Origin of the sequence: Humitalea rosea (genome assembly GCF_003253705.1) — a bacterium.
Taxonomy (GTDB): Bacteria; Pseudomonadota; Alphaproteobacteria; order Acetobacterales; family Acetobacteraceae; genus Humitalea; species Humitalea rosea.
Genome location: NZ_QKYU01000022.1, coordinates 30385 through 54398 on the forward strand (window position 1 = coordinate 30385; position 24014 = coordinate 54398).

General features: G+C 70.8%; 29 protein-coding genes. 6 read left to right on the plus strand and 23 right to left on the minus strand.

Features of this window, described 5'->3' with window-relative positions; genetic code table 11:
- The first annotated feature begins 7 nt into the window (after nucleotides 1–7).
- Nucleotides 8–352: a CidA/LrgA family protein gene (locus C8P66_RS17620; RefSeq protein ID WP_111399601.1), complete on the plus strand. Its 345-nt coding sequence runs from the start codon at nucleotides 8–10 to the stop codon at nucleotides 350–352.
- Nucleotides 349–1077 carry an LrgB family protein gene (locus tag C8P66_RS17625; protein ID WP_111399602.1) on the plus strand — a complete coding sequence of 243 codons (729 nt, stop codon included), beginning with the start codon at nucleotides 349–351 and terminating at the stop codon, nucleotides 1075–1077. Before C8P66_RS17620 ends, C8P66_RS17625 begins: the two co-directional genes overlap by 4 nt.
- Here C8P66_RS17625 and C8P66_RS17630 read toward each other — a convergent pair.
- From C8P66_RS17630 to C8P66_RS17640, 3 genes are read right to left on the minus strand one after another with little or no spacing between them, the layout of a single operon-like run.
- Nucleotides 1067–1570, minus strand: a complete 504-nt coding sequence (locus C8P66_RS17630) for a L,D-transpeptidase family protein (protein ID WP_211314188.1) — start codon at nucleotides 1568–1570, stop codon at nucleotides 1067–1069. The two genes, C8P66_RS17625 and C8P66_RS17630, sit on opposite strands and share 11 nt — an antisense overlap.
- Nucleotides 1563–1934, minus strand: coding sequence for a hypothetical protein (locus C8P66_RS17635; protein ID WP_111399604.1), 372 nt, complete (start codon nucleotides 1932–1934; stop codon nucleotides 1563–1565). The genes C8P66_RS17630 and C8P66_RS17635 overlap by 8 nt, the downstream gene beginning before the upstream one ends.
- Nucleotides 1935–1961: 27 nt before the next feature.
- Nucleotides 1962–3128, minus strand: a complete 1167-nt coding sequence (locus tag C8P66_RS17640; protein ID WP_111399605.1) for a GTP cyclohydrolase II — start codon at nucleotides 3126–3128, stop codon at nucleotides 1962–1964.
- Between the two features lie 317 nt (nucleotides 3129–3445).
- Here C8P66_RS17640 and C8P66_RS17645 point away from each other — a divergent pair, with 317 nt between their 5' ends.
- Nucleotides 3446–4159, plus strand: coding sequence for a response regulator transcription factor (locus C8P66_RS17645; RefSeq protein WP_111399654.1), 714 nt, complete (start codon nucleotides 3446–3448; stop codon nucleotides 4157–4159).
- Between the two features lie 42 nt (nucleotides 4160–4201).
- Here C8P66_RS17645 and C8P66_RS17650 read toward each other — a convergent pair whose 3' ends face one another.
- The 5 genes from C8P66_RS17650 to C8P66_RS17670 form a co-directional block, all read right to left on the minus strand.
- On the minus strand, nucleotides 4202–4813 hold the full coding sequence (locus C8P66_RS17650; protein WP_111399606.1) for a malonic semialdehyde reductase: 612 nt from the start codon (nucleotides 4811–4813) through the stop codon (nucleotides 4202–4204).
- Between the two features lie 102 nt (nucleotides 4814–4915).
- The gene (locus tag C8P66_RS17655; protein WP_111399607.1) at nucleotides 4916–5479 is read right to left on the minus strand and encodes a NifU family protein; all 564 of its coding nucleotides are present in this window, start codon (nucleotides 5477–5479) and stop codon (nucleotides 4916–4918) included.
- Between the two features lie 88 nt (nucleotides 5480–5567).
- Nucleotides 5568–6047 carry a universal stress protein gene (locus tag C8P66_RS17660; protein WP_111399608.1) on the minus strand — a complete coding sequence of 160 codons (480 nt, stop codon included), beginning with the start codon at nucleotides 6045–6047 and terminating at the stop codon, nucleotides 5568–5570.
- Between the two features lie 8 nt (nucleotides 6048–6055).
- On the minus strand, nucleotides 6056–6826 hold the full coding sequence (locus tag C8P66_RS17665; protein ID WP_111399609.1) for a TIGR02186 family protein: 771 nt from the start codon (nucleotides 6824–6826) through the stop codon (nucleotides 6056–6058).
- Nucleotides 6826–7734 (minus strand): sulfite exporter TauE/SafE family protein, encoded by a 909-nt coding sequence (locus tag C8P66_RS17670; protein WP_111399655.1) that lies wholly within the window; start codon nucleotides 7732–7734, stop codon nucleotides 6826–6828. The genes C8P66_RS17665 and C8P66_RS17670 overlap by 1 nt, the downstream gene beginning before the upstream one ends.
- A gap of 160 nt (nucleotides 7735–7894) precedes the next feature.
- On the opposite strand from C8P66_RS17670, the gene C8P66_RS17675 reads away from it, so the two are divergent.
- Nucleotides 7895–8593: an AzlC family ABC transporter permease gene (locus C8P66_RS17675; protein ID WP_111399610.1), complete on the plus strand. Its 699-nt coding sequence runs from the start codon at nucleotides 7895–7897 to the stop codon at nucleotides 8591–8593.
- Nucleotides 8594–8601: 8 nt separating this feature from the next.
- On the opposite strand, the gene C8P66_RS17680 is transcribed toward C8P66_RS17675, so the two are convergent.
- Nucleotides 8602–8994 (minus strand): hypothetical protein, encoded by a 393-nt coding sequence (locus tag C8P66_RS17680; RefSeq protein ID WP_111399611.1) that lies wholly within the window; start codon nucleotides 8992–8994, stop codon nucleotides 8602–8604.
- A gap of 140 nt (nucleotides 8995–9134) precedes the next feature.
- On the opposite strand from C8P66_RS17680, the gene C8P66_RS17685 reads away from it, so the two are divergent.
- Nucleotides 9135–9440 carry an AzlD family protein gene (locus C8P66_RS17685; protein WP_245903651.1) on the plus strand — a complete coding sequence of 102 codons (306 nt, stop codon included), beginning with the start codon at nucleotides 9135–9137 and terminating at the stop codon, nucleotides 9438–9440.
- Here the strand turns inward: C8P66_RS17685 and C8P66_RS17690 are convergent.
- The 11 genes from C8P66_RS17690 to C8P66_RS17740 form a co-directional block, all read right to left on the minus strand.
- Nucleotides 9434–10366 carry a 2-hydroxyacid dehydrogenase gene (locus C8P66_RS17690; protein ID WP_111399612.1) on the minus strand — a complete coding sequence of 311 codons (933 nt, stop codon included), beginning with the start codon at nucleotides 10364–10366 and terminating at the stop codon, nucleotides 9434–9436. The two genes, C8P66_RS17685 and C8P66_RS17690, sit on opposite strands and share 7 nt — an antisense overlap.
- Entirely contained in the window at nucleotides 10366–10794 is a 429-nt protein-coding gene (locus C8P66_RS17695; protein WP_245903652.1) for a hypothetical protein, read from the minus strand. The genes C8P66_RS17690 and C8P66_RS17695 overlap by 1 nt, the downstream gene beginning before the upstream one ends.
- A 14-nt stretch (nucleotides 10795–10808) precedes the next feature.
- The gene (locus C8P66_RS17700) at nucleotides 10809–12419 is read right to left on the minus strand and encodes an ABC transporter ATP-binding protein (RefSeq protein ID WP_111399614.1); all 1611 of its coding nucleotides are present in this window, start codon (nucleotides 12417–12419) and stop codon (nucleotides 10809–10811) included.
- A gap of 67 nt (nucleotides 12420–12486) precedes the next feature.
- Complete coding sequence (locus C8P66_RS17705; RefSeq protein ID WP_111399615.1) at nucleotides 12487–12984, minus strand: peptidase S1; 498 nt, start codon at nucleotides 12982–12984, stop codon at nucleotides 12487–12489.
- A 127-nt stretch (nucleotides 12985–13111) separates the two neighbouring features.
- Entirely contained in the window at nucleotides 13112–14152 is a 1041-nt protein-coding gene (locus tag C8P66_RS17710) for an ABC transporter permease (protein ID WP_170141590.1), read from the minus strand.
- A complete protein-coding gene (locus C8P66_RS17715) occupies nucleotides 14149–15240 on the minus strand; it encodes a microcin C ABC transporter permease YejB (RefSeq protein ID WP_111399616.1) in 1092 nt (363 codons plus the stop codon). Before C8P66_RS17715 ends, C8P66_RS17710 begins: the two co-directional genes overlap by 4 nt.
- A complete protein-coding gene (locus C8P66_RS17720) occupies nucleotides 15240–17114 on the minus strand; it encodes an extracellular solute-binding protein (RefSeq protein WP_111399617.1) in 1875 nt (624 codons plus the stop codon). The genes C8P66_RS17715 and C8P66_RS17720 overlap by 1 nt, the downstream gene beginning before the upstream one ends.
- Nucleotides 17115–17149: 35 nt before the next feature.
- On the minus strand, nucleotides 17150–17545 hold the full coding sequence (locus C8P66_RS17725; protein WP_111399618.1) for a RidA family protein: 396 nt from the start codon (nucleotides 17543–17545) through the stop codon (nucleotides 17150–17152).
- A complete protein-coding gene (locus C8P66_RS17730) occupies nucleotides 17542–18306 on the minus strand; it encodes a hypothetical protein (RefSeq protein WP_111399619.1) in 765 nt (254 codons plus the stop codon). The genes C8P66_RS17725 and C8P66_RS17730 overlap by 4 nt, the downstream gene beginning before the upstream one ends.
- Before the next feature lie 40 nt (nucleotides 18307–18346).
- Nucleotides 18347–19315 (minus strand): Hsp33 family molecular chaperone HslO, encoded by a 969-nt coding sequence (hslO, locus tag C8P66_RS17735; RefSeq protein ID WP_111399620.1) that lies wholly within the window; start codon nucleotides 19313–19315, stop codon nucleotides 18347–18349.
- Complete coding sequence (locus C8P66_RS17740; RefSeq protein WP_111399621.1) at nucleotides 19315–20169, minus strand: prephenate dehydratase; 855 nt, start codon at nucleotides 20167–20169, stop codon at nucleotides 19315–19317. The genes hslO and C8P66_RS17740 overlap by 1 nt, the downstream gene beginning before the upstream one ends.
- Nucleotides 20170–20307: 138 nt before the next feature.
- Here C8P66_RS17740 and hisN point away from each other — a divergent pair, with 138 nt between their 5' ends.
- Nucleotides 20308–21063: a histidinol-phosphatase gene (gene hisN / locus C8P66_RS17745; protein ID WP_111399622.1), complete on the plus strand. Its 756-nt coding sequence runs from the start codon at nucleotides 20308–20310 to the stop codon at nucleotides 21061–21063.
- Here the strand turns inward: hisN and C8P66_RS17750 are convergent.
- The 3 genes from C8P66_RS17750 to C8P66_RS17760 are packed head-to-tail and all read right to left on the minus strand — an operon-like array spanning nucleotide 20957 to nucleotide 23807.
- Nucleotides 20957–21595: an OmpA family protein gene (locus C8P66_RS17750; protein ID WP_111399623.1), complete on the minus strand. Its 639-nt coding sequence runs from the start codon at nucleotides 21593–21595 to the stop codon at nucleotides 20957–20959. The genes hisN and C8P66_RS17750 overlap by 107 nt on opposite strands.
- Complete coding sequence (locus tag C8P66_RS17755) at nucleotides 21592–22806, minus strand: cupin domain-containing protein (RefSeq protein WP_111399624.1); 1215 nt, start codon at nucleotides 22804–22806, stop codon at nucleotides 21592–21594. Before C8P66_RS17755 ends, C8P66_RS17750 begins: the two co-directional genes overlap by 4 nt.
- On the minus strand, nucleotides 22803–23807 hold the full coding sequence (locus C8P66_RS17760; protein ID WP_111399625.1) for an enoyl-CoA hydratase/isomerase family protein: 1005 nt from the start codon (nucleotides 23805–23807) through the stop codon (nucleotides 22803–22805). Before C8P66_RS17760 ends, C8P66_RS17755 begins: the two co-directional genes overlap by 4 nt.
- Nucleotides 23808–24014: the final 207 nt, after the last annotated feature.

Sequence of the window (24014 nt, forward strand, 5' to 3'; positions counted from 1 at the left end):
CAGGCCCGTGATCGCGGGCCTGACCACGCTGCTCGCCTGCCAATTGGCGGGCGAGCTTCTGGCCCGGGCCTTCGGCCTGCCAGTGCCGGGGCCGGTGGTGGGGATGGTGCTGCTGTTCGCGGCGCTGATGCTGCGCCGCAGGCCGGTGCCGGCGGGGCTGAACACCACGGCGGATGGGCTGCTCGCCAATCTCGGGCTGCTGTTCGTGCCGGCCGGGGTCGGCGTCGTGCTGTATCTGCCGCTGCTGGCGCGCGAGGGGCCGGCGATCGCGCTGGCTGTGGTCGGCGGCACCTTGCTGACCATCGCCGCCACCGGGCGCCTCGCCCAGGCGCTGCTGCGCCGGTTCGGATGAGCGACCTCGCGCAGATCTGGGTCTATCTGGCGCGCGAGCCGCTGGCCGCGCTGACCGTCACGCTGGTCGCCTGGCTGATCGCGCTGCGCGTCGCCGATGCCGCGCGCTGGCATCCGGTCGCCAATCCCACGCTGATCTCGGTGGTGCTGCTGTCGCTGCTGCTGCTCGGCGGCGGGATCGCCTATCGCGACTATTTTTCCGGCGCGCAATTCGTGCATTTCCTGCTCGGCCCCGCGACGGTGGCGCTGGCGGTGCCGCTCTACCGGCAGTGGCAGGATGTGCGGCGCTCGGCCGTGGCGGTCGTGGCCTCGGTGGTGGGCGGCGGGGCGCTGGCGGCGGCCTCGGGCATCGCCATCGCCTGGGCGATGGGGGCGACGCCGCAGGTGATCGCGACCCTGGCCCCCCGCTCCGTCACCACCCCGGTCGCCATGGGCATCGCCGAGCGCCTCGGCGGTCTGCCGAGCCTGACGGCGGTGGTGGTGATCTCCTCCGGGATATTGGGCGCCGCGGTCGGGCCGCTGGTGCTGGACCTCGCCCGGGTGCGGGACTGGCGGGCGCGGGGGCTGGCCATGGGCACGGCGGCCCATGGCGTCGGCACCGCCCGGGCGTTGCGGGTGAATGAGACGGCGGGCGCCTTCGCCGGGCTGGCGATGGCGCTGAACGCGCTGGCGACCGCGCTGTTCCTGCCGCTGATCTGGCGGCTGGTGGTGGGGCTCAGCCGATGACCTCGATGGCGCGCAGCCCGGCGGCGAGCAGCGCCCGCACATCGGGTTCGGAGAGCGCGATGCAGCCCTCGGTCGGGGCATAATCCGGCCGGGCGACATGCAGGAAGATCGCGCTGCCACGCCCGCGCACCACCGGCGCGTCGTTCCAGCCGAGGATGCCGATCAGGTCGTAGATCGCATCCCGCCGCCACAGCTCCTCATGGCTCGCCTCGTAGGGCAGCTTCACGCGGGTGTTGTAGGCAGGATCGCGCGGGTCGTCGCACCAGCCATCCTCGGGGGCCAGGGGCTCCACCGGCACGACGGACCGGGGCGGCACGCCGCGATCGGCGCGGTAGAGCACGCGCCGCAGCGGCAGGATCCCGGTGGGGGTGGCGCCGTCGCCCTCCTCCTTGTCCACCTTGATGCCGCCATGGCCGAGGGCGCAGCGCATCAGCAGCCCCTCCATCCGCAGCAACCCATCCGGGGTGACGCGGGCGGTGCCGGGCTCAGGCATGGGGGGTGCCGGCATAGCGTCGCGCGGCCATGGCGGGAGAGACGGGGGGGGGCGAGGCCTCGCGCAGCACCGACAGCCCGGCGGTGACCAGCCCCGCGATCGGGCCGCCGAGGATCGTCGCACCGATCACGGCGATCGCCGGCAGCACCGTCTCCCCGGTCGCGGCCCGGTAAAGGCTGCCGACCCCCGGCAGGTGGTGCAGCGGGTTCAGCGACCGAAGGACATCCTCGAAGCTGGCATTGGAGGGGATGGGGATCGCCGCATCCTCGGCCAGCGGCGGCCCGCCATCGGCCGGGTGCAGCCGCGCCTGGATCGCGGCGGCGGTCGGGCCGGGAGGTGGGGCAGGGGGGATGGTGGTGCTCATGCCCCCATATGCCTGCAACCGGCGTGCCTAGGCCAGCAGATGCCCGAAGCGGTCCTGCTTGGTCGCGAGGTAGCGGTCATTGACGCCATTGCCCTCGAATTTATGGGATTCGCGGCCCAGCACCTGGATCCCGCAGGCCGCGAGCCCCGCCAGCTTGTCGGGATTGTTGGTCAGCAGCCGGACGCGGGGGATGTCGAGCTGTTCCAGCATCGTCGCCGCGACCAGGAAGGAGCGTTCATCCGCGCCATAGCCGATCGCCCGGTTGGCATCGAGCGTGTCCAGCCCCGCATCCTGCAAGGTATAGGCGCGCAGCTTGTTCACGAGGCCGATGCCGCGGCCTTCCTGGGCGAGATACAGCAGCACCCCCGCGCCATCCTCGTGCATCTTGGCGATGGCGCCGCGCAGCTGCGGCCCGCAATCGCATTTCAGCGAACCGAGCAGGTCGCCCGTAAAACATTCGGAATGGATGCGGGCGAGCGGCGCGCCGCCGGCCGCGAGCAGCGCCGCGACATCTCCGACCAGGATCGCCAGATGCTCGATGCCGCCATCGGCGGCGCGGAAGGCGATGATACGGCTGTCGGGGGCATCCTCCAGCGGCACGCGGGCCTCGGCGACGCGGGTCAGGCTGGTGGCGGCGTGGTGGGGATAGGCCATGACATCGGCCTGATCGACCGCGAGCAGCGACAGCCGCAGCGCCGCCGTCTCGCTGACCGGGGCCGCGACCAGGGCGGGCAGCAACCGGCCGAGCTTGGCAAGCGCGATCGCCGCGGCCCCCAGGGCGGGGATGATGGTCAGTTCGGGCATTTCGGGCAGCAGCCGCTCGGCCACCGGATCGGCGAGGGAGCGCAGCACGGCGGGATCGAGCAGGCTCGCGGGCAGCCGCAGCGCGACCGCGCCTTCCTCGGCCCCCTGGCCCTGCGGCACCGGGCGCTGCAACACCGCTGCGGCCCGGACCGGGGCCAGCAGCAGCACGGGCGGGGCGAGGGCGACTTCGGCCAGTTCGGCCAGGCCCCGGGCACCGACAACCTCGGCCGCGGCGACGACCAGCGGCCCCTCGGGCCCCCGCAAGACCACCGGCGTGCCGCGCCGCAGGTCGCTCACGGCACGATGGACCAGGCGCATGGACAGGGCGCTTGGGTCCGGCACCGACAGGTTCGGGCGAAGGTCGGTAGCGAGATTGCCAGGGCTGGTCATGGAGTCGTGCTTCCGTTCGGATCGGGCTGCTTGGCGCCGGCATCTGCCGTCAACGGAATGTGGCGTTGATTCCGCATCTGAAACCCCCCCGACATTGGCCGCCACCTATGCTTGGGATCATGGCGATCCCATGGCGTCATCCGCCAGGGGGAACGCCCGATCGCAGGGCGCGGTTGCGTTACGTTCGGAAGCGGGGGATGGATGCCGCACTTGCGGCCGGCAGGCCATGGCGGCACCATCACGAAACGTTTCCGGCTCGGCCGGTGGATTCCATTCATTCGGGCGGCGCCGCCCGAGACCAGGGAGTGCTCGCGCGCATGTCCGCACGTCCGATCCTGATCGTGGACGACGATCCCGCGCTCCGTGCCACGCTGGTCGAACAGCTCGCCGTGGATGGGGAGTTCCTGCCGACCGAGGCTGGCACGGCCGCCGAGGCCCAGGCGATCCTGGTCGCCGATGGCGCCCGCTTCGATGCGGTGCTGCTGGACATCGGCCTGCCCGATGGCGATGGGCGCGACCTTTGCGCCCGGCTGCGGCGTGCCGGGGTGAAGGTGCCGATCGTCATGCTGACCGGCGCGGATGCCGAGGCCGATGTGGTCAAGGGGCTGGATGCCGGCGCCAACGACTACATCGCCAAGCCGTTCCGGCTGAACGAGCTGCTGGCGCGGCTGCGGGCGCAGTTGCGGGTCTTCGACAACAGCGAGGACGCGGTCTTCACCATCGGGCCCTATATCTTCCGCCCGGCGTCGAAGCTGCTGCTGGAGCCGGTGAAGAACCGCAAGATCCGGCTGACCGAGAAAGAGGCGGCGATCCTGAAATACCTCTATCGCGCCGGCGCCCGGCCGGTGGCGCGCCAGGTCCTGCTCAACGAGGTCTGGGGCTACAACGCCAATGTGACGACGCATACGCTGGAGACGCATATCTATCGTCTGCGGCAGAAGGTGGAGCCGGACCCCAGCAACACCTGCCTGCTGCTGACCGAGGCAGGGGGCTACAAGCTCGACCCCCGCGGCGGCAAGCTCGCCGCCTGACCGGCCCGCCCTCCCTCGCGGGAGGTGGGCCGGTCGGTTGGTTCAGACGATGATGGCGGCTTCATCGAAGGACAGCCGCGGGCTGCGCGGAAACAGCCCCTCGGGATCGCCGTAGCCGAGGTTGACCAGGAAGTTGGACTTCCAGCCCTGTTCCTTCAGGAACAGCTCATCGACCTTGCTGTTGTCGAAGCCGCTCATGGCCCCGGTGTCCAGCCCGACCGCGCGCGCCGCCAGGATGAGGTAGGCGCCCTGCAGCGTGCCGTTGCGGAAGGCCGTGGTGTCGGAGAAGGCGGCATTGCCGGCGAACCAGGACCGCGCATCGGCATGCGGGAACAGCGTCGGCAGCTTGTCGTAGAACAGCGGGTCATGCGCCACGATCACCGTGACCGGCGCGGTCATCGTCTTCTCGACATTGCCCGGGGACAGCGATTCCTTGAGCTTGGCCTTGGCCTCGCTGCTGCGGACGAAGACGAAGCGCGCCGGCGAGGCATTGGCCGAGGTCGGGCCCATCTTCAGCAGGTCGTAGAGTTCCAGCAGCTTGGCCTCCGGCACCGGCCGGTCCTGCCACTTGTTCTGGGTGCGGGCGGTGCGGAACAGCTGGTCCAGCGCCGCATCATCGAGAGTGGTCGCGGTCGGGGTGACGATATCATTCATGGCAAGGGGTTCCTTGGGGGTACGTGCCCCTGTATGTGGCGGCGCCGCGGGCGGGTCCAACCCGCACCGCCCATCGCCACCATCACCGCCATGAATGTGGCGTCAGGCTTCGACCTGTTCCACCGACAGCACTTCGGGCACATAATGGCGAAGCATCGTCTCCACCCCATGCTTCAGCGTGGCGCGGGAGGAGGGGCAGCCGCTGCACGCGCCCTGCATCCGCAGCTTCACCACCCCGTCGCGGAAGCCGCGGAAGATGATGTCGCCGCCGTCGCTGGCGACCGCGGGGCGGACCCGGGAATCCAGCAGCTCCTTGATCAGGGCGACCACCTCCTGGTCGGCGGGGTCCACATCCTCGGCTTCCTCTTCCTCGGCCTGGGTCGCGATGACGCTGTGCCCGGCGAGGTAATGCTCCATGATCGCGCCCAGCACCTGCGGCCGCAGCCCCTGCCAGTCGCCGTCACCGGCCTTGGTGACGGTCACGAAATCCGAACCCAGGAAGACCCGCGCCACACCCGGCAAGGTGAACAGCCGCTCGGCCAGCGGCGAGCGGCCGGCGGTGGCGGCGGAGGTGAAGTCGGCGGTGCCGCCCTCGCCCATCACCGCCTCGCCGGGCAGGAACTTCAGCGTGGCGGGGTTCGGGGTGGCTTCGGTCTCGATGAACATGGCGCGCAATCCGATAGCGATTTTGAGAGGTAGATGTGGCGCGACGCCACCGGATGCAAGCCGTTTGCAGCCACGCGCCCGGTTCGCCTCAGGTCACGCGTTCCAGCTCCGCCGCGGTGATCCCGGCCGGGACGATGGTGATGGGGACCCGCACCCGGCTCGCGAAGCGCCCGGTCAGGGCCGAGATCAGCGGCCCCGGCCCGCCGGAATCCGCACCGGCCGCCAGCACCAGGATGGAGATCGGGCTCTCCTCGGCCAGCAGCGCCAGCAACTCGTCCCGGGGATCGCCCTCCCGGATCAGCAGGATCGGATAGCCCCCGGTCAAATCCTGCACCTGGACGGCCAGGCCCGAGAGCAGCTTTTCCGCCTCGTCCCGCTGCTCCTCGGCCATCAGCGCGCCGACGCCGGCCCATTCGGTCTGCCCGGGCGGCTCGATCACGCGCAGCAGGGCGACCCGCCCGCCGGATTTGCGGACGCGCAGGCAGGCGTATTGGAGCGCCACATGGTGCTCCTCGCTATTGTCGACGACGACGAGGAAGACGCGGTCGCGCCGGGCGGCTTCGGTCATGGGGGCAATTACCCTCTTCTGAACACGACACTGCCGAGCCAGCCGGCAAAGGCCGCGATGGCGATGCAGAGCAGACCGTAGAGGGCCGGCTGCTGCCGGGCGAGGGCATTGATGCTCGCCGCGGTGCCGACCCGCTGGACGTTGAAGATCAACTCCTGCCGCGCCACCACCCGCGACTGGCGGACGAGCAGCACCTGCACCGCATATTCGCCGGTCGCGACGGTCGCGGGCAAGGGCAGGCGGGCGTTGAACAATTGCCCGCCGGAGACGGCGACCGGCGCCACCTGCTCGGCCCAAAGCCCCTCCTGCTGCTTCAGGTCGAGCAAGGCGGCGCGGAAGGCCGGCGAGGCCTGCCCGCCCCGCGCCCGCAGCGGCAGGGTGTCGAGGCCGAGGCGGCGCTCCAGCCGGTCGGGCTCGGCCAGCATCTCCCAGGGCGCGCGGGTGCCGACGATGGCGTAGTAGCCGGGGACGTTCGGGAAGGTCGCAGAAGGCCCGTTGAGCCAGAAGCCGAGCACGCGGATCTTCCGCCGCACCACCATGGGCTGCACCGGGCCGGTCGCGACGATCAGGATCTCATCGCCCGGCGCCGTCGCGGGGGTGGCGGAGATCGGGCGGGCGGTGGTGCCGAAGACGAGGATCGAGGCGCCGGTGAAGCCGGTGGTGATCTCGACCGTGGTCTCGGCAAGCTCGGCGACCAGTGCTGGCTGCGCCAGGGCCAGCTTCGTCAGGGCCGGTAGCGGCGCCGACAGGAGCAGGGCGAGGAGGATCGCCCGCCGCATCACGGCGCCGGTTCGGTCACGAAGGGCTGGCTCGGCGTCTGCACCAGCCCCCAGAGCAGCAGCCCCGCGACCGCCAGCACCAGCAGCCCGAGCAGGAAGCGGGTCTCCTCGCCGCGCAGCTTGGCACCCATCGCCGCACCGAATTGCGCGCCGGAGACGCCGCCCGCCAGCAGCAGCACCACCAGCACCACATCGACGCTGCCGGTCTGGATCGATTGCAGCAAGGTGACGTTGGCGGAGACGAAGACGACCTGGAACAGGCTGGTGCCGATCACCACCGCGGTTGGCATGCCGAGGAGGTAGATCATCGCCGGCACCAGCATGAAGCCGCCGCCGACACCCATCACCGCCGAGAGGATGCCGATGCCGAAGCCGACCAGCATCGGCGGGATGATGGAAATATAGAGCCGCGACTTGCGATACCGCACCTTCAGCGGCAGCCCATGCATCCAGAAATGCTCATGCAGCCGGACCTGGCCATCGCGCTTCCGGTTCAGGATGGCGCCGAGGGATTCCCGCACCATCAGCGCGCCGACCGAGCCCAGCACCACGATGTAGAAGAAGGCGACCGCGAGATCGACCTGGCCCAGCCGGCGCAGCAGCGCGAACAACTGCACGCCAAGCGCCGATCCGATGAAGCCGCCGGCGAGCAAGGTCAGCCCCATCCGCGCATCCACATTGCCCCGCCGCCAATGCGACATCAGCCCCGAGACCGAGGCCCCGAGCGTCTGGCAGGCACCGGAGGCGACCGCGATGGGGGAGGGGATGCCGGTCAGGATCAGCAGCGGCGTCATCAGGAAGCCGCCGCCCACGCCGAACAGTCCTGAAAGCCAGCCCACGCCAAAACCGATGCCCAGCAGCAGCAGGGCATCCACACTCATTTCGGCAATGGGCAGATAGACTTGCATGATGCGGCTGCCGTCACGGGCGAGAGGCCCAACCTCGGTGTGTTTGAACCCGGAGTCCTTGCGCGGCAAGGCCGTGGCCGCGTGAATTCACCACGCAAGGCAAGGCTGCCCCGCGAAGGTTCGGGCTACCGCCGGCGGCCGGAGCGGGCAGGATGGAAGCATGCAAGTCATCTTCACGCGGGCTGGGGTCCGATCCGGCGCGCGTGCCGCCGTGCCGTTGCTGCTGGGCATGGCGCCCTTCGGCCTCGTCACCGGCGTCGTCGCCCAGCAGCACGGGTTGAGCCTGCTGGAAACCGTGCTGATGAGCGCGCTGGTCTTCGCCGGATCGGCGCAATTGCTGGCGCTGGAATTCTGGGCCGATCCCGTCCCCTTCGGCACCGTGGTGCTGGCGGCCTTCGCGGTGAACCTGCGCCTGGCGCCGATGGGCCCGGCGCTGGCGCTCTGGCTGGACCGGCTGCATGGCTGGCGGCTCTGGGGCACGCTGGCGACGATGGTGGATCACTCCTTCGCGCTCTCGATCGGCGAGCAGCGCGCGGGCGGGCGGGATGCGGGCTTCATGCTGGGCGTCGGGCTGCTGCTCTGGGCGGTCTGGAACGGGCTGGTCATCGCGGGCTTCCTGGCCGGTAGCGCGGTGCGGGTGCCGGCGGGGCATCCGCTGTTCTTCGCGGCGACCGCGACCTTCCTCGCGATGCTGGTGCCGCTGTGGCGGGGCCGGGCGCGCGACCTCTGGCCCTGGCTGGTGGCGGGCGGCCTCGCGCTACTGGCGCGCGGACTGGAGGTGCCGGCGCCGGCGCCGCTGCTGCTCGGCGCCTTTACCGGGGCAGCCCTCGGCGCCTGGCGCGACGGGCGCGCGGCGTGAGGACGGTATCAGGCATGGCCGGCACAGCCGGCCTCGGCCAGGCGCGTCGCGATCCAGGCGGTCATCGGGCTGGAGACGGCCTCGAAGGTCAGATGGTCGGGGGCGGCTTCGGAATAGGCGGCCGAGCGGTCCAGCATATGCGCCAAGGCGGCGAGCAGCGCGCCACGGTCCGGCGCGGCGGCATCTTCGCCCTGCGCCAGGGCCTGCTGCACGAAGACGCGGTAGAGCAGGGCCGTCGCCGCATCGCGCGACAGCGCGGCCTGGGCGGCCATGCGGTCGAAGGCGGCATGCACGTCGCGGCCGAAGGGGCTCTGGTCCAGATCCAGGCCGAAGTCGCGGCCGAAGCGGGTGACGGCGATGCGGCCACAGTCGCGGCGGGCGGAAAGGTTGAGCTTCGTCATGGTCCTGAACTCCCTGTCCCGTGGGGGCGCCCGGTTGGGGGCGCCTTGGTGACAGACAGGAGTGCAAGGGCAGGACCGCCAGTTTGCCTCGCATTCTGCAAATCCCGGCCTGGGGCCATGCAGGCTGCGGGGCGCGTTGCATGATGCTGCGCTCAGATGTGCTGCTGGCCATCCTGGGGATGGCTGCGGTGACCTACCTCTGCCGCGCCGGGGGCTATGCCGCGCTGCGGGCGATGCGGCCGCCGCCCTTCGTCGAGCGGCTGCTGCAATACCTGCCGGGCTGCCTCTTCGTCGCCTATGTCGTCCCGGGCGTGGCCCAGCTGGGGCTGGCGGGCTGGGCCGCGGCCGTCGCCTGCGTGCTGGTGCAGGCGCGGACGCGGAATTACGCGCTCTCGGCCGTGGCCGGGGTGGGGACGGTCTGGCTGCTGCGCCTCGCCGGTCAGTAGCCGGCGGAAAAGTCCACGAGGTTCATCAGCGGCTCGCCCGCCCGCGCGCGGCGCAGGTTCTCCACCACCTGGGGTGCCGCGCTGGCGGCGATGGTGATGCTGGCGGCATGGGGGGTCAGCACGATGCCGGGATGGCGCCAGATCGGGTGCTCGGGCGGCAGCGGCTCGGGTTCGGTGACATCCAGCGCGGCGCCGGCCAGATGGCCGCTGTCCAACGCCGCCAGCAGATCCGGCTGCACCACATGCCCGCCACGGGCGGCGTTGAGCAGGTAGGACCCGCGCGGCATCGCGGCGAAAGCCGCCGCATCCAGCACCCCGCGCGTCTCCGGCGTCAGCGGCAGCAGGCAGACCAGGATGTCCGACCCCGCGAGCACGGCGCGGAACCCCTCCGGCCCGTGATGGCAGGCGATGCCATCCAGCGTCTTTGCCCGGCGGGACCAACCGCTGACCGGGAAGCCGAGCCCCGCGAGCGCCCGGGCGGCGGCGGTGCCAAGCTCGCCCAATCCCAAAATGCCGATGCGGCGGGCGGCGGTGGCGGGCGCGGGCAGTTCCTCCCAGATCGCCGCGGCCTGCTGCGCGCGATAGGCCGGGTCCTGCCGGTGGAAGCGCAGCGTGTTGAGCAATACCCATTCGGTCATGCCCGAGGTCAGCATCCGGTCCACCAGCCGCGCGACGGGCACGCCCGGCGGCATCCCCGGCGGGCGCAGCAGATGATCCACCCCGGCACCCATCGAGACCACGAGGCGCAGCCCCGGATAGCGGCGCAGATCGGCGAGGTCATGCGTGCCCCACATCACCACCGCCTCTATGGTCGCGGGATCGCCGGTCTCGGGCCAGAGGCGGATGTCGAGCGCGGGGTCCAGCGCCAGCAACGCGTCGCGCCATTCGGCCTGGGCGGCGGGCTTGGTCGCGAGCAGCACGGCCATCAGGCAGCCTCCTCCCAGGCGGGTTCGTCCTCGCTGGGGGGCAGGTCGCGGATGAAGCTGCGCCAGTTTTCCTTGCGGGTCGCGGCGAGTTTCGTGCCGTCAGGCAATTCGGCGAAGAGGCTCAGCACGCCCTGGGACCAGAGCGCGTCGAAATGCGTCTCCGATTGCAGCGCCCAGGCCGAGGCGCGGTCGAACACGCCATCCTTGATGTCCGGCTGCACCTTGGCGATCCACCAGTAGCACCCCGCCGCCAGTAGCACCGCGCCGAGGTAGAAATGCACCAGCGACGTCGCGGCGAAGGAAAGGCCGAGGATGGCCGCGACCGGCCAGATGTTCTCGGCGTAGCGATAGACCGGGCTGCCCGGGCTGTTCATCTTGCGGATGTGGACGCCGAGCTTGATGCGCTCCCGATCCAGCAACCAGGCCATCCGGTCCAACTCCCTCACGCGGTGTCCCCTTGCTCCGTGGGCCGCAGGTCGAAGGCGGCGGCCATCAGGGCGCGCGTATAGGGCTGTTGCGGGTCGGCGACCACCGCCTCGGCCTCGCCGGCCTCGACGATGCGGCCGTCCTTCATCACCGCGATGCGATGCGCCATGGCGCGGACCACGCGCAGATCATGGCTGATGAAGAGGTAGGCGAGGCGATGCCGCGCCTGCAGGTCGCGCAGCAACTCCACCACCTGCGCCTGCACGCTGACGTCGAGCGCGCTGGTCGGCTCGTCCAGCACCACGAGGCGCGGCTTCAGCACCAGGGCGCGGGCGATGGCGATGCGCTGGCGCTGGCCGCCGCTGAACTCATGCGGGTAGCGTTCGGCCATGGCGGGTTCCAGCCCGACCTCCTCCATCGCGCGGGCGACGGCGGCGGCGCGGGCGGCGCTGGTCAGGCCCGGTTCGTGGACCGCGAGGCCCTCGCCGACGATCTCACCGATGCTCATGCGCGGCGAGAGGCTGCCATAGGGGTCCTGGAACACGATCTGCATCCGCCGCCGCAGCGGGCGCAGGGCCGCGCGGGAGAGGCCGCCGATCTCCCGCCCCTCGAAGCGGATGCTGCCCATGGCGGGCTCCAGCGCGAGCAAGGCGAGCCCAAGCGTGGTCTTGCCGCTGCCGCTCTCACCGACCAGGCCGAGCGTCTCGCCCTCGCGGATCGAGAGGCTGACGCCATCCACCGCCTTGATATGGCTGGTGACCCGGCGCAGCAGGCCCTGGCGGATCGGGAAATGCACGCGCAGATCGGCGATCTCGGCGACCACGGGGGCCGAGGCCGCGATCGGGGCGGGGTGCCCGCGCGGCTCGGTCGCCAGCAGCATCCGCGTGTACTCATGCGCGGGATTGGCGAAGACCTCGGCGACCGGGCCCTGTTCCACGACGCGCCCATGCCGCATCACCACCACCGCATCGGCATGGCGGCGCACGATGGCGAGGTCATGGGTGATCAGCAGCAACCCCATCCCGAACCGCTGCTTGAGATCGGCCAGCAGCTCCAGGATCTGCGCCTGGATGGTGACGTCGAGTGCGGTGGTCGGCTCATCGGCGATCAGCAGCCGGGGGGTATTGGCCAAGGCGGCGGCGATCATCACCCGCTGCCGCTGCCCGCCCGACAGTTGGTGCGGATAGGCGCCGAGCCGGCCGGCGGGGTTGGGCAGCCCTGCGGCCTCCAATGCCGCCAGCACCTCGGCCCGCAGTGCCGCGCCGCGCAGCGGGCGATGCAGGGTGATCGCTTCCTCGACCTGGCGGCCCACGCTGTGCAGCGGGTTCAGGCTGGTCATGGGTTCCTGGAACACCATGCCGGCGACGCCGCCGCGCAGCCGTTGCAGATCATCCTCGCGGGCGCCGATCACCTCGGTGCCATCCAGGATCACGGAGCCCGCGGGGTTGCTGCCGCTCGGCGGCAACAGCCGCAGGCAGGAGAGGGCGGTGACCGATTTGCCGCTGCCGCTCTCGCCGACCAGCGCCACGGTCTGGCCGGGGTGGACGGTGAAGGAGACATCCTCCACCACCGTCTTGCCGCGAAAGGCGACGGACAGGCCCGAGACCTTGAGCAGCGGGCCGGTCACGCGGAGAGGCTCAGGCGCATATCCTGCTTTGCCTTGCCGCGACCATCGCGGCAAGGCGGGCGCAGGCTCAGTTGCGCGGCGGGATTTCCGAGATGCGCAGGGAGGCGCGCTGCGGCGTGCCGCGCTCGAAGGTGCCGATCCAGAAGTTGTAGTTCCCGCTGCGCGGATTCTGGATGACGATGCCGGGGTTCACCCCTTCCAGGTCGTCGTTGCAGATCCAGTTGCCGGCCGGGTCGTTGATCACCAGCGTCGTGTCGGTGTTCGCCACGACCGAGATGTAGAGCGGGTATTCGCCGGCCGTGTAGTTCAGGTCCACATCCGGCTTGCTGAAGTCGATCCAGCCGCCGCATTCCGGGCCGATCCCCGTCGCCTCGCCATCGCCGCCCGCCTCGACCGCGACCACCGTCGGATCGGGCTCGAAGCCCGAACGCAGGTTCAGCGTGGTGTAGCGGGGCGGCGCCTGCCAGTTCGGGGTGGCGCTGGGCTGCGCGCCCTTCGACTGGGCAAGGACATCCCCACCGGCGAGAAACACGAAGACGGCAGCGGCGACGGCTGTTTTCAGCATAGCGGTTCATCCCTGTTCGACCGGCCCGGCAGAAGGCGGGGGCGTGCTCGGCGCCCCGGAGCATGGCGCAATACGGCCCCCCCCGCCAATCGGGGTCCCCGCGGGTGACGAAGATATCATTGCGATCTCAACCTCCCCCGCCCGGCAGCTTGCGCGGGTCGAAGGCATCGCGCACCGCCTCGCCGACGAAGATCAGCAGCATCAGCACGCCCCCCAGCACGACGAAGGCGGTCACCCCGAGCCAGGGCGCCTGGAGGTTGTTCTTGCCCTGCGCCACCAGTTCCCCCAGCGAGGGCGAGCCCGGCGGCAGGCCGAAGCCCAGGAAGTCCAGGCTGGCGAGCAAGGTCACCGAGCCCGAGAGGATGAAGGGCAGGAAGGTCAGCGTCGCGACCATGGCGTTGGGCAGGATGTGGCGGAACATCAGCGCCGCATCGGAGACGCCCAGCGCCTTGGCCGCCCGCACGTAATCGAGGTTGCGGCCGCGCAGGAATTCGGCGCGGACCACCCCGGTCAGCCCCATCCAGGAGAACAGCAGCAGGAAGATCAGCAGGGTCCAGAACCCCGGCTGCAACACGCTGGCCAGGATGATCAGCAGGAACAGCTGCGGCATCCCCGACCAGACCTCGATGAAGCGCTGGAAGGACAGGTCCACCCAGCCGCCATAGAACCCCTGCACCGCCCCCGCCGCGACCCCGAGCACGGAGGAGGCGATGGTCAGCGCGAAGCCGAACAGCACGCTGATGCGGAATCCCCAGATCACCCGCGCCAGCACATCCCGCGCCTGGTCGTCGGTGCCGAGCGGATTGCGCCAGGACGGCGGCGCCGGGGAGGGGCGGCCGAGGTCGGCCACCACGCTGTCATGCCGGTAGGGCACCAGCGGCCACAGCATCCAGCCGTCATGCGCGGCGATCTCGGCGCGGAATTCCCGGTCGCGCCAATCGGCGGCGGTGGGCAGCCCGTCGGGGAGGATGTCGCTCTCGGCGTATTCGGTCGGCACGGGGAAGAAGAAATGCCCGTCCACCCGCGCGATCAAAGGCCGGTTGTTGGCGACCCCTTCGGCGAAGAGCGTCAGCAGGAACAGCACCACGAAAATCCACAGCGACCACCAGCCCCGGCGGTTGGCGCGGAAATTCGCGAGGCGGCGGCGCGTGATCGGCGACAGGCTCATTGGCGGGCCGAGAAATCGATGCGCGGATCGACCACCGTGTACATCAGGTCGCCGACCAACTGCATGACCAGCCCCAACAGGGTGAAGATGTAGAGGGTCGCGAACATCACCGGGTAATCGCGCCGGATCGCCGCCTCGAAGCCGAGCAGCCCGAGCCCGTCCAGGCTGAAGACGATCTCCACCAGCAGCGCCCCGGTGAAGAGGATGCCGATGAACGCGGCAGGGAAGCCCGCGATGATCAGCAGCATCGCGTTGCGGAAGACATGGCCATAGAGCACCCGAGTCTCACCCGCCCCTTTGGCCCGGGCGGTGACGACGTATTGCTTGCCGATCTCATCCATGAAGGCGTTCTTGGTCAGCATGGTCAGCCCCGCGAAGCCGCCCGCGACCAGCACCAGGGTCGGCAGCGCCATGTGCCAGGCATAGTCCGCGGCACGGCTCCAGAAGGGCAGCAACTCGGCGCCGGGGCTCGCGAGCCCCCGCAGCGGGAACCACTGCACGAAGGAGCCGCCGGCGAAGAGCACCACCAGCAGGATCGCGAACAGGAAGCCCGGGATGGCATAGCCGGTCAGCACCGCGACGCTGCTCCAGACATCGAAGCGCGAGCCGTCCCGCACCGCCTTGCGGATGCCGAGCGGGATCGAGATCAGATAGACCAGAAGCGTGGACCACAGCCCGAGCGAGACGCTGACCGGCATCTTGTCCCGGATCAGCGCGATCACCGGACGGTCCTGGAACAGGCTGCGGCCGAAGTCGAAGGTCAAGTAGCCCTTCATCATCTCGTAGAAGCGGACATGGGCGGGCTTGTCGAAGCCGAACATCTTCTCGATGTCGCGCACGATCGCCGGGTCCAGGCCGCGGGCGCCGCGATAGGTGGCGCTTTCATTGCCCCCCTGCTGTGGCGCACGGACCTCGCCGCCGCCCTCGCCACTCAGCCGGCCGAGCGTGGCACCCTCGCCCTTGATCTCGGCCAGCAACTGCTCGACGGGCCCGCCGGGGGCGAGCTGCACCACGGCGAAATTGATCAGGATGATGCCGAACAAGGTCGGGATGATCAGCAGCAGCCGCCGGAAAAGGTAGGCCCCCACTACAGCGACCGCCGCGCTTCCGCCGTCGCCGCATCGCGCGCCGCATCGATCCACCAGGAGGTGGGGAAGCCGAGCCCGTAGCGCGGATTTTTCTCAGGCCGCCCGAAGCGGTCCCAATAGGCGAGGCGGAAGGTGCGGCTGTGCCAGTTCGGGATGACGAAGTGGTTCCACAGCAGCACCCGGTCCAGCGCGCGGACGCTGGCGGTCAGGCTCGGCAGGTCGGGGGCGGCGATCACCTTGTCCACCAGCGCATCGACCACCGGGTCGCAGATGCCGACGACGTTCTGGCTGCCGCGCTGGGCCGCGGTGGCGCAGGTGAAGTAGTCGCGCTGCTCATTGCCCGGGCTGTTGGACTGCGGGATCACATCGACCGTCATGTCGTAGTCGAAGGCATCGGTCCGCACCTGGTATTGCGCGGGATCGACCGTGCGGACCCGCGCCTCCACCCCGATCCGCGCCAGGGCCTGGACGAAGGGCAATGCGACGCGTTCGAAGGATGGCCCGTTCAGCAGGATCTCGAAGTCGAAGGGCTGGCCTTGGGGGCCGACAAGGCGGCGCTCGCGGATGGTCCAGCCGGCCTCCCGCAGCAGCCGCAGGGCGGCGCGGGTGCCGTCGCGGTTGCTGCCGCTGCCGTCGGTCTTGGGCAGATGGAATTCCTGGGTGAAGACCTCGGGCGGCAGTTGCGCGCGGAAGGGCTCCAGCAATGCGCGTTCATCGCCCTGCGGCAGCCCGCGTGACGAAAAATCGGAATTGGAGAAGTAGGATTCGGTCCGCGCATAGGCGCCATAGAACAGGTTGGCGTTCATCCATTCAAAGTCGAACACCAGCCCCAGCGCCTCGCGCACGCGGCGGTCCTGGAACATCGGCCGGCGCAGGTTCATGGCGAAGGCCTGCATGCCCGTGGGCAGCTCGTGGCGGATCTCGTCCAGCTTCACGAGCCCGGCGCGGCGGGCGGGGAAGTCATAGGCGGTGGCCCAGTCGCGGGCGATGTTCTCGGTGCGGAAATCCACCTGACCGGCCTTGAACGCCTCCAGCGCCACGGTGCTGTCGCGGTAGTAGTCGTAGCGGATGGTGTCGAAGTTGTTCTGGCCGCGCTGGGTCGGCAGGTCGCGGCCCCAGGCATCGGGGACGCGGGTATAGGTCACGCCGCGCCCGGCCTCGAAGCTCTCGATCCGGTAGGGGCCGGAGCCGAGCGGCACCTCCAGCAGCGGGCGGGAGAAATCCCGCCCCTCCCACCAATGGCGGGGCAGCGGCGAGATCTGGCCGATGATCAGCGCCAATTCGCGGTTGTCGCCGTTCTTGAAGCCGAAGCGCACCCGGCGTGGCGTTTCGGCGACGCATTCGGCGACATCGGTGTAATAGGCGCGGAACCCCGGCCGCCCGTGCTCGCGCAGCACGCCGAAGGTCCAGGCGACGTCATCGGCGGTGATCGGCTTGCCGTCGTGCCATTTGGCGCTCTCACGCAAGGTGAAGGTGACCGAGAGCCCATCGGCGGCGAGGTCGAGGTATTCCGCCAGATGCGCGTATTCGACGCTGGCCTCATCCGGATTCGAGGCCATCAGGCTGTCGTAGAGCAGCCCGAGGCCAACCGCCGCGGTGCCGCGCAGGATGAACTGGTTGAAGCTGTCGAAGGAGCCGAGCGCGGTCAGCGCGATCGCCCCGCCTTTGGGCGCCTCGGGGTTCACCCAAGGGAAGGCCGGGAAATCCGCGGGCAGGGCCGGGGGCGCCAGCAGGGACAGCGCGTGGCGGCGTTCGGAGGGCGCGGGCGCCGCGGTCTGGGCCTGGACCTGGGTCTGGGCCTGGGCCTGGGGGGCCAGCGAGGGAAGCGGCAGCCCGGTCGCGAGACCGGCGGCGAGGAGGTGGCGTCGGTGCATGGGTGCAGAGTGGGGGCGCCCGCCGCCGCCCGCAACTAGGCGGGGAAGACCGCTTCGGCCTCGACCTCCACCAGGAAGGCCGGATCGGCCAGCCCCGCGACGATCAGCAAGGTGCTCGCGGGCGAATGATCGCCGAAGGCCGCCGTCCGCGCCTCGCGCCACAGCCCGATCAGCGCGGGATCGGTCAGGAACACCGTGACCTTGATCACATCCGCGAAGCCAAGCCCGCTGCCCGCCAGAACCGCCCCGAGATTGGCGACGGCCTGGGCGATCTGGGCCGCCGGATCGGCCGGCACCGTGCCCTCGGGCGTGATGCCGATCTGGCCGGACATCACCAGCCGCTCGGCGCCGGCGGGGATGCGGGCGGCATGCGAATACCGCCCACCGGCGGGCGGGCGGACGCCCGGCGGGTTGCTGAAGCCTACGGTCATGGCGTCACCCGCATGGTGCCGAGTGATTGCGTGAAGGGCGAGGCCCCCGGCTGGGTCGGCGTCAGCACGGAGGTGGTGGGGGCGCTTGGCGCCGGGGCCGCCGCCGCAGGGGGCGCGGGCGCCGGGCGGGTGCCGGGGCCGCCCAGATCCTCGCGCTCGATCGGCGCCGAGCCCGCGCCCGAGGGGGCGGCGCGCAGCCAGTCGCGCAAATTCTGGCGCAGCTGGAACTCGAATTCGACGTTCAGATCGTCCATCGCGTTCCGCACCAGCGTCTCGGCCGCCCGCGCGCGGGCCCCGGACTCCGAAGGGTCGCCGAGGGTGAAGATCCGCCGCACCTCGGCCGCCGCGAAGGCCACCCTGCGCCCGTCGCTGCCCAGGATCTCGACCCGGCAGCGCAGCGCGCAGGTGAAGCGTTCCGGTGCTGTGGTGAAGATGCCGTCCTCGCCCAGCTTCTCCCGCAGCAGGCTCGCCTGCTCGACCAGGAAGCGGGCGCGGCCGGTGGTGCCATCGGCGAAGAGCCGCTCGCGGCCCATGCGCGCCACCTCCTCGGGCGGGCGCAGGGGCGCGGGCTCATCCACCCGCGTCGCCGGGCCGATGCCGGGGGTCATCACCTCGATGTCCAGCACGTTCAGCCGCAGCGGGGTCAGATGGGCATAGCCCGCGACCAGCGGGCGGGGCGTGGGCGGCGGCTCGCTGGCGCAGGCCGCGACCAGGGCCGGAAGCAGGAAGGTCGCGCGACGGGAGAGGGCTCGGCTGGTCATTCTGGTCCCCAAACTCCGTTCTGATATCCGGCGTAGCCGATCACGCCCGCCCTGCGCCAGAGAGCACGTCCTCGCGGTCGAAGTGGAAGCCAAGGTTGCAGAACTCGCAGGTCATGGTGATGACCCCTTCCTCCGCCATATGGTCCAGGTCATCGGCCGGGAACCCGGTCAGCAGATGCGCCAGGCGCGCCCGCGAACAGCGGCAGCCGTAGGAGAGCGGGCGCGGCCGGCCGAGCGCGATCCGCTCCGCGCCGAATTCGCCGCCGAACAGGCGCAGCAGCAGGGCCTCGGGCGTCAGCGCGTCATCCAGCAGCTCGGCCTCGGTGACGGTGGTGGCCAGGGCCAGGGCCGTGGTCCAGGCGTCCTCCTCCGACTCCTGCTCCTCCTGCGGGATGCCGCCCTCGGCGGCGATCTTCTCCAGCACCAGGGCGGAGGCGCGCCAGCCATGCGGCGTGCGCCCCGCCGCCAGCCAGACGCGGGAGGCAAGCTGCTCCGAGCTGTCGAAGTAGCTGGCGGTCATCTCCGCCAGGGTGCCGCCCTCGATCGCGACCAACCCCTGGTAGCGGTCCATGTCCGGCCCCTGGTCGCAGGTGAAGGCGAGGTAGCCCGCCCCCAGCATGGTCGCGGCATCGGCGCTGTCATCCAGCCGCGCGGCATCGACGCGGGCATGGCCGCGCAGTTGGCCGTCATCGGTGCAGTCGGAGAGCAGCATGCCGACCGGCCCCTCGCCCTTGGCCTGCAGGCTGAAGGAGCCCTTGAACTTCAAGGCCGTCGCCAGCCCCGCCGTCAGCGCCATGGCCTGGCCGAGCAGCGCGGTGACCCCCGGCGGATAGGCGTGGCGGCCGAGCAGCGCCTCGGCCAGGGGCCCGAGGCGCACGAGCCTCCCGCGCACCGGCCGGCCCTCGATGAAGAAGGGCAGCACGCCGCGCGCCATGACGATGTCGGGCACAGGGGGCCGTTCGTGGTTCTGGAAATCGGGGGTCGCGGAGGGCTCGGTCGGGTTGGCCATCAATCGGCACCAGTCTGCGAAAGGCGATAGGCATGGGCCGGATAGGCACCCAGCACGGTCACCTCCTTGGAGAAGAACCGCAATTCCTCCAGCGCCCGCTTCAGCCCCGGCTGGTCCGGGTGCCCATCCACGTCGCAGAGGAACTGCACCGCGAAGAAACGCCCATCCAGCATATAGGATTCGAGCTTGGTCATGTTCACGCCATTGGTCGCGAAGCCGCCCAGCGCCTTGTAGAGCGCGCCCGGAATGCTGCGGACCCGGAAGATGAAGGTGGTCACGGTATGGGGTGCCGCCACCGGCGGCAGCTTCGGCTCGCGCGACATCACGTAGAAGCGGGTGGTGTTGTGCTCGGCGTCCTCGACATTGTGGCGCAGGATTTCCAGCCCGTAGATCTCGGCGGCAAGCGCTGAGGCGATGGCGGCATCCTCGACGCCGCCGCGCTCGGCGATCAGCTCGGCGGCACCGGCGGTATCGGCCTCGATCACCGGGGTCAGCTTCAGCTCGGCCAGGATGTTCAGCACCTGGCCGAGGGCCACCGGATGGCTGTGGGCGCGGCGGAGCGTGGCCAGGGTCGCGCCCTTGGGCGCCATCAGGCAGTGCTCCACCCGCTCGAAATGCTCGCCGACGACGGACAGGCCGCTGTCGGGCAGCAGGCGGTGGATGTCGGGGACGCGGCCGGCGAGGCTGTTCTCGCAGGGCAGCATCGCCAGTTCGGCGCGGCGGTCGCGCACCGCCGCCATCGCCGCCTCGAAGGACGGGCAGGGCAGCGTGGCCCAGCCGGGATAGGCCGCGCGGCAGGCGAGGTCGGAATAGGCGCCGGGCAGGCCCTGGAAGGCGATGGTCTGAGCTGTCACTGGGGGGCTTTCAGGGGGGGGCTTTCGCAGGCAAATGGATGCTGCATCTTAGGATCGCGCTAGCTTTTACGGGGCCGCCCGCGCCCAGGCAAACCGACCGGAGAAACCGCCCTGACCCTCGATCCCGCCTTCATTGAAATGGCCCATGCCGCCGCCGACGCCGCGGGGGCGGTGATCCGCCCCCTGTTCCGCTCCGCATTGCTGGTGGAGGCCAAGGGCGATGCGAGCCCGGTGACCGAGGCCGACCGCGCCGCCGAACGCGCCATCCGCGCCCTGCTGGCCGAGCATTTGCCGCGGCACGGGGTGATCGGCGAGGAATATGGCAGCGAGCGGGAGGATGCCGAATGGGTCTGGGTGCTGGACCCGATCGACGGCACCCGCGCCTTCGTCACCGGGCGGCCGCTGTTCGGCACGCTGGTCGGGCTGCTGCATCGCGGGCGGCCGGTGCTGGGGCTGATCGACCAGCCGGCGACCGGCGAACGCTGGCTGGGGGTGGCGGGGCAGCCGACGAGTTTCACCGCCCCCTTCGGCGGCACCGCCGGCTGCCGCCCCTGCGCGCGGCTGGCCGATGCCGAGCTGTCCTGCACCGCGCCGGACATGTTCGCCCCCGGCCGGCAGGCGAAGTTCGAGCAGGTCCGCGCCGCCGCGCGGCGCACCACCTGGGGCGGGGATTGCTACGCCTATGGGCTGGTGGCGCTCGGGCTGATCGATGTGGTCATCGAGGACACGCTGAAGCCCTGGGACTGGGCGGCGCTGGTGCCGGTGATCGAGGGCGCCGGCGGCCGCGTCACCGACTGGGCGGGGCGGGATCTGGTGCTGGGCTCGGCGCAGGGGGATGTGGTGGCGCTGGGGGATCCGGCGCTTCTGCCGGAGGTGCTGGCGCTGCTGGCGTAGCCGGGGCGGGCACGGGCGGAGCCGCCGGGGTTGGCGTAACCGGCGTCAGTCTGGTCGGGGGCAAAGGAGCCGGCCGAACCGGCGGTGCCGCGCCGACCGGCGCCGGCAGCACCACGATCACCACCGCCCGCCGCGCCTGGGAGGCGGCGGCACGGCGGCTGAAGCCCGCATTGCGTGCCTCGGCCCGGATGCGGTCGCGCTCGATCCCGCCATCGCCCGACAGCGCCAGCGCCACCGCCCGCGCCCGGCGGGCGGCCAACTGGGTGCCGGTGGTCTGCCCACCCTCCTGCCGCGCATAGCCGAGCACGCAGATGTTGCGGCTGGGGTCCTCACGCGCCACGGCCAGGGCCGCGGCGAGCGGGGTCCGCATCGCCTCGGGCTGCGGATCGGCGTGGCCGGCGCGGAAGGCGACCTCGAAGACGTCATCCTCCAGCCGCTCCGCGCCGATGCAGGAGAAGCTGCGTGGCTGTGCCAGCGCGGGGACGGCCAGCAGCGGCAGCAGGAGGAGGGGGGCCAGGAGGCGGTGCATCATATCCCGACCACAACACTGGCCTGGGCAAGACGTTGCAACAGCGTCGCCGAATCCACGCCCGGATGGGCGGCGGCGAGTTCGGCGGCGGTGACCTCGGCGCGGGCCAGCAGCCAGGTCGCGGCCTCGGCCTCGGCGGGCGAGAGGGCGAGCGTGCCGGTGGCGGTCTTCAGCACCATCTCGGCGCCGCGCCGCACCGGCTTTTGCCCGGCGACGAGGATGCGGAAGCCCGGTGCGTCATCGGCGGGCGCCGGCCCGGTCGCGATCCCGCGCGCCGCCAGCAGATCATTGCCGCCGCGCCGGAAGCGATGCCCGGCGACGAAGCCGACCAGCGCCTCCATCACCTTGGGATCGCGGGAGAATTCGGAGAGGCGCTGGCCCAGCAGCCCGGCGCGGCTGGTCAGCGCGAATTTCGCGGCCGCCGAGCCATCCTGGCGCGGCAGCGGCTGGCGGAAGACCGGGTCATGCAGCGCGCGTTCCATCAGGATGTTCAGCACATCCATGCCGAGCGGGGCATGCACGCCATAGGCGATGTGCACGCTGGCCGGCGCCTCGGCCAGGGCGTCGTGATACCAGCCGCGCGGCAGATACAGCAGGTCGCCCGGCCGCATCAGCACCTTCTCCCGCAGCTTGCCGCGGGCCTGGTCGTGATGCGCCTGCGGCTGGCCGCGGAACATCGGATGCGCGATCGGGTACTCCGCGCGCCCTTCCCAGATGTTCCAGTACTTCTCGCCCTCGACCTGCACGGCCCAGACGTCATGCGTGTCGTAATGGGTGTGGAAGGCCTTGTGGCTCTGCCAGGAGATATAGACGTTCGCCTGGGACTTGCCGAAGCCCGCGCTCTCGATCGCCTCCGAGACGCTGGCCAACCCCGGGGTCAGGCTGTCCACATCATTCATCACCACGCTGGCCCCGCGCGCGACCCATTGCCGCACCAGCGCGGCATCGGGCTGCAGCACGGGCGTGCCGTCGCGCCCGGTCTCCCGCCGGCAGAACTGCTCGGCGGGCACGGCCTGGCTGTCGATGACCAGCTTGAGGCTGGTGCCCGTCCAGATATGGGTCATGTCCAGCAGCCGGTTGATCTGGCGCCAGGACAGGACGGCCGCGAATTTCGCGGCCCCGCCCACCACATGCAACGGCGCGCGGTCGTAGTGCTGGGCCATGAAGGCCTCGGGCGTGACCGGCGCGAGCAGGGCGGACAGGTCGCGGATCATACGGCGTCCTCGAACAGCGCGCGGATGGCGGTCTGGTCCACCGCGCCGATCGTGGGCGGCGTCCAGCGCGGCGTGTTGTCCTTGTCCACCAGCACCGCGCGCACGCCCTCGATGAAATCGGGATGCACGGTGATGCGGCGGGTCAGGGTGCGTTCCATGGCGAGGCAGCCTGCCAGATCCAGCGCCATTCCGCGACGCAGGAGTTCGAGCGTCACGAACAAGGCGGTGGGCGACACCCGCCGCATCGCGCGGGCCTGGCTCATGGCCCAGTCCGAGCCATCGGCCTCCAGCGCCGCCAGTATGTCGGGCACGTCGGGCTGGCCGAAGCAGCGGTCGATCACCGGGGCTTCCGCCATGCGGGCACCCTGCCGGGGAAGCGCGTCCAGCACGCTCAGATCCCCCGCGACCAGCGCCGCGCGCAGCGCCGGCAGCGCCTCGCGCGTCGTGGAATGGGTGGCGAGCCCGGCCTCGACCGCGGCAGCCCCTTCCAGCCGCGCCCCGGTCAGCCCGAGCCAGGCGCCGGTCGCGCCCTTGAGCCGCGGCAGCACATAGGAGGTGCCGACATCGGGGAAGAAGCCGATGGCGGTTTCCGGCATCGCGAGCATCGCGTGTTCGGTCACGATCCGGTGGCTGCCATGGACCGAGACGCCGATGCCGCCGCCCATGCAGACCCCGTCGATCAGGCTGATCCAGGGCTTCGGCATTTCGGCGATGGCGCGGTTCAGGGCGTATTCGGCCTCGAAGAAGCCATCCACCGTCGCGGTATCGCCGTCCAGCGCGGCCTGGCGCATGGCGCGCACATCGCCGCCGGCGCAGAAGGCGCGGCCGCCGGCCCCCTCCAGGATGACGAGCGCGACCTTGGGATCGTCGCGCAACTCCGCCAGTGCGGCGGCCATCGCATCGATCATGGCATGATCCAGCGCGTTCAACGCACGGGGGCGGTTCATCAGGATGGTGCCGGCAGCACCGCTCCGACCCCAAACCACGGTGGCTTCGCTCATATCCGTGAGTCCCTGCTTCTCTGTCGCCGTCATGCCCTGTTCACGCAGACGCGTGCGGATCAGGCCCGAAACAGCCTTGTGCCGACGCGGCCAGCGAGACCAAAAAGATAGGCGCGTTGCGCGCGCACCTCCGCGTAACCCGATGGGGCGGCAGCGTCCAGGCGGGCGGGCGGGGCTGCGCGCGGGGATGACGCGCCCATAAGGAAT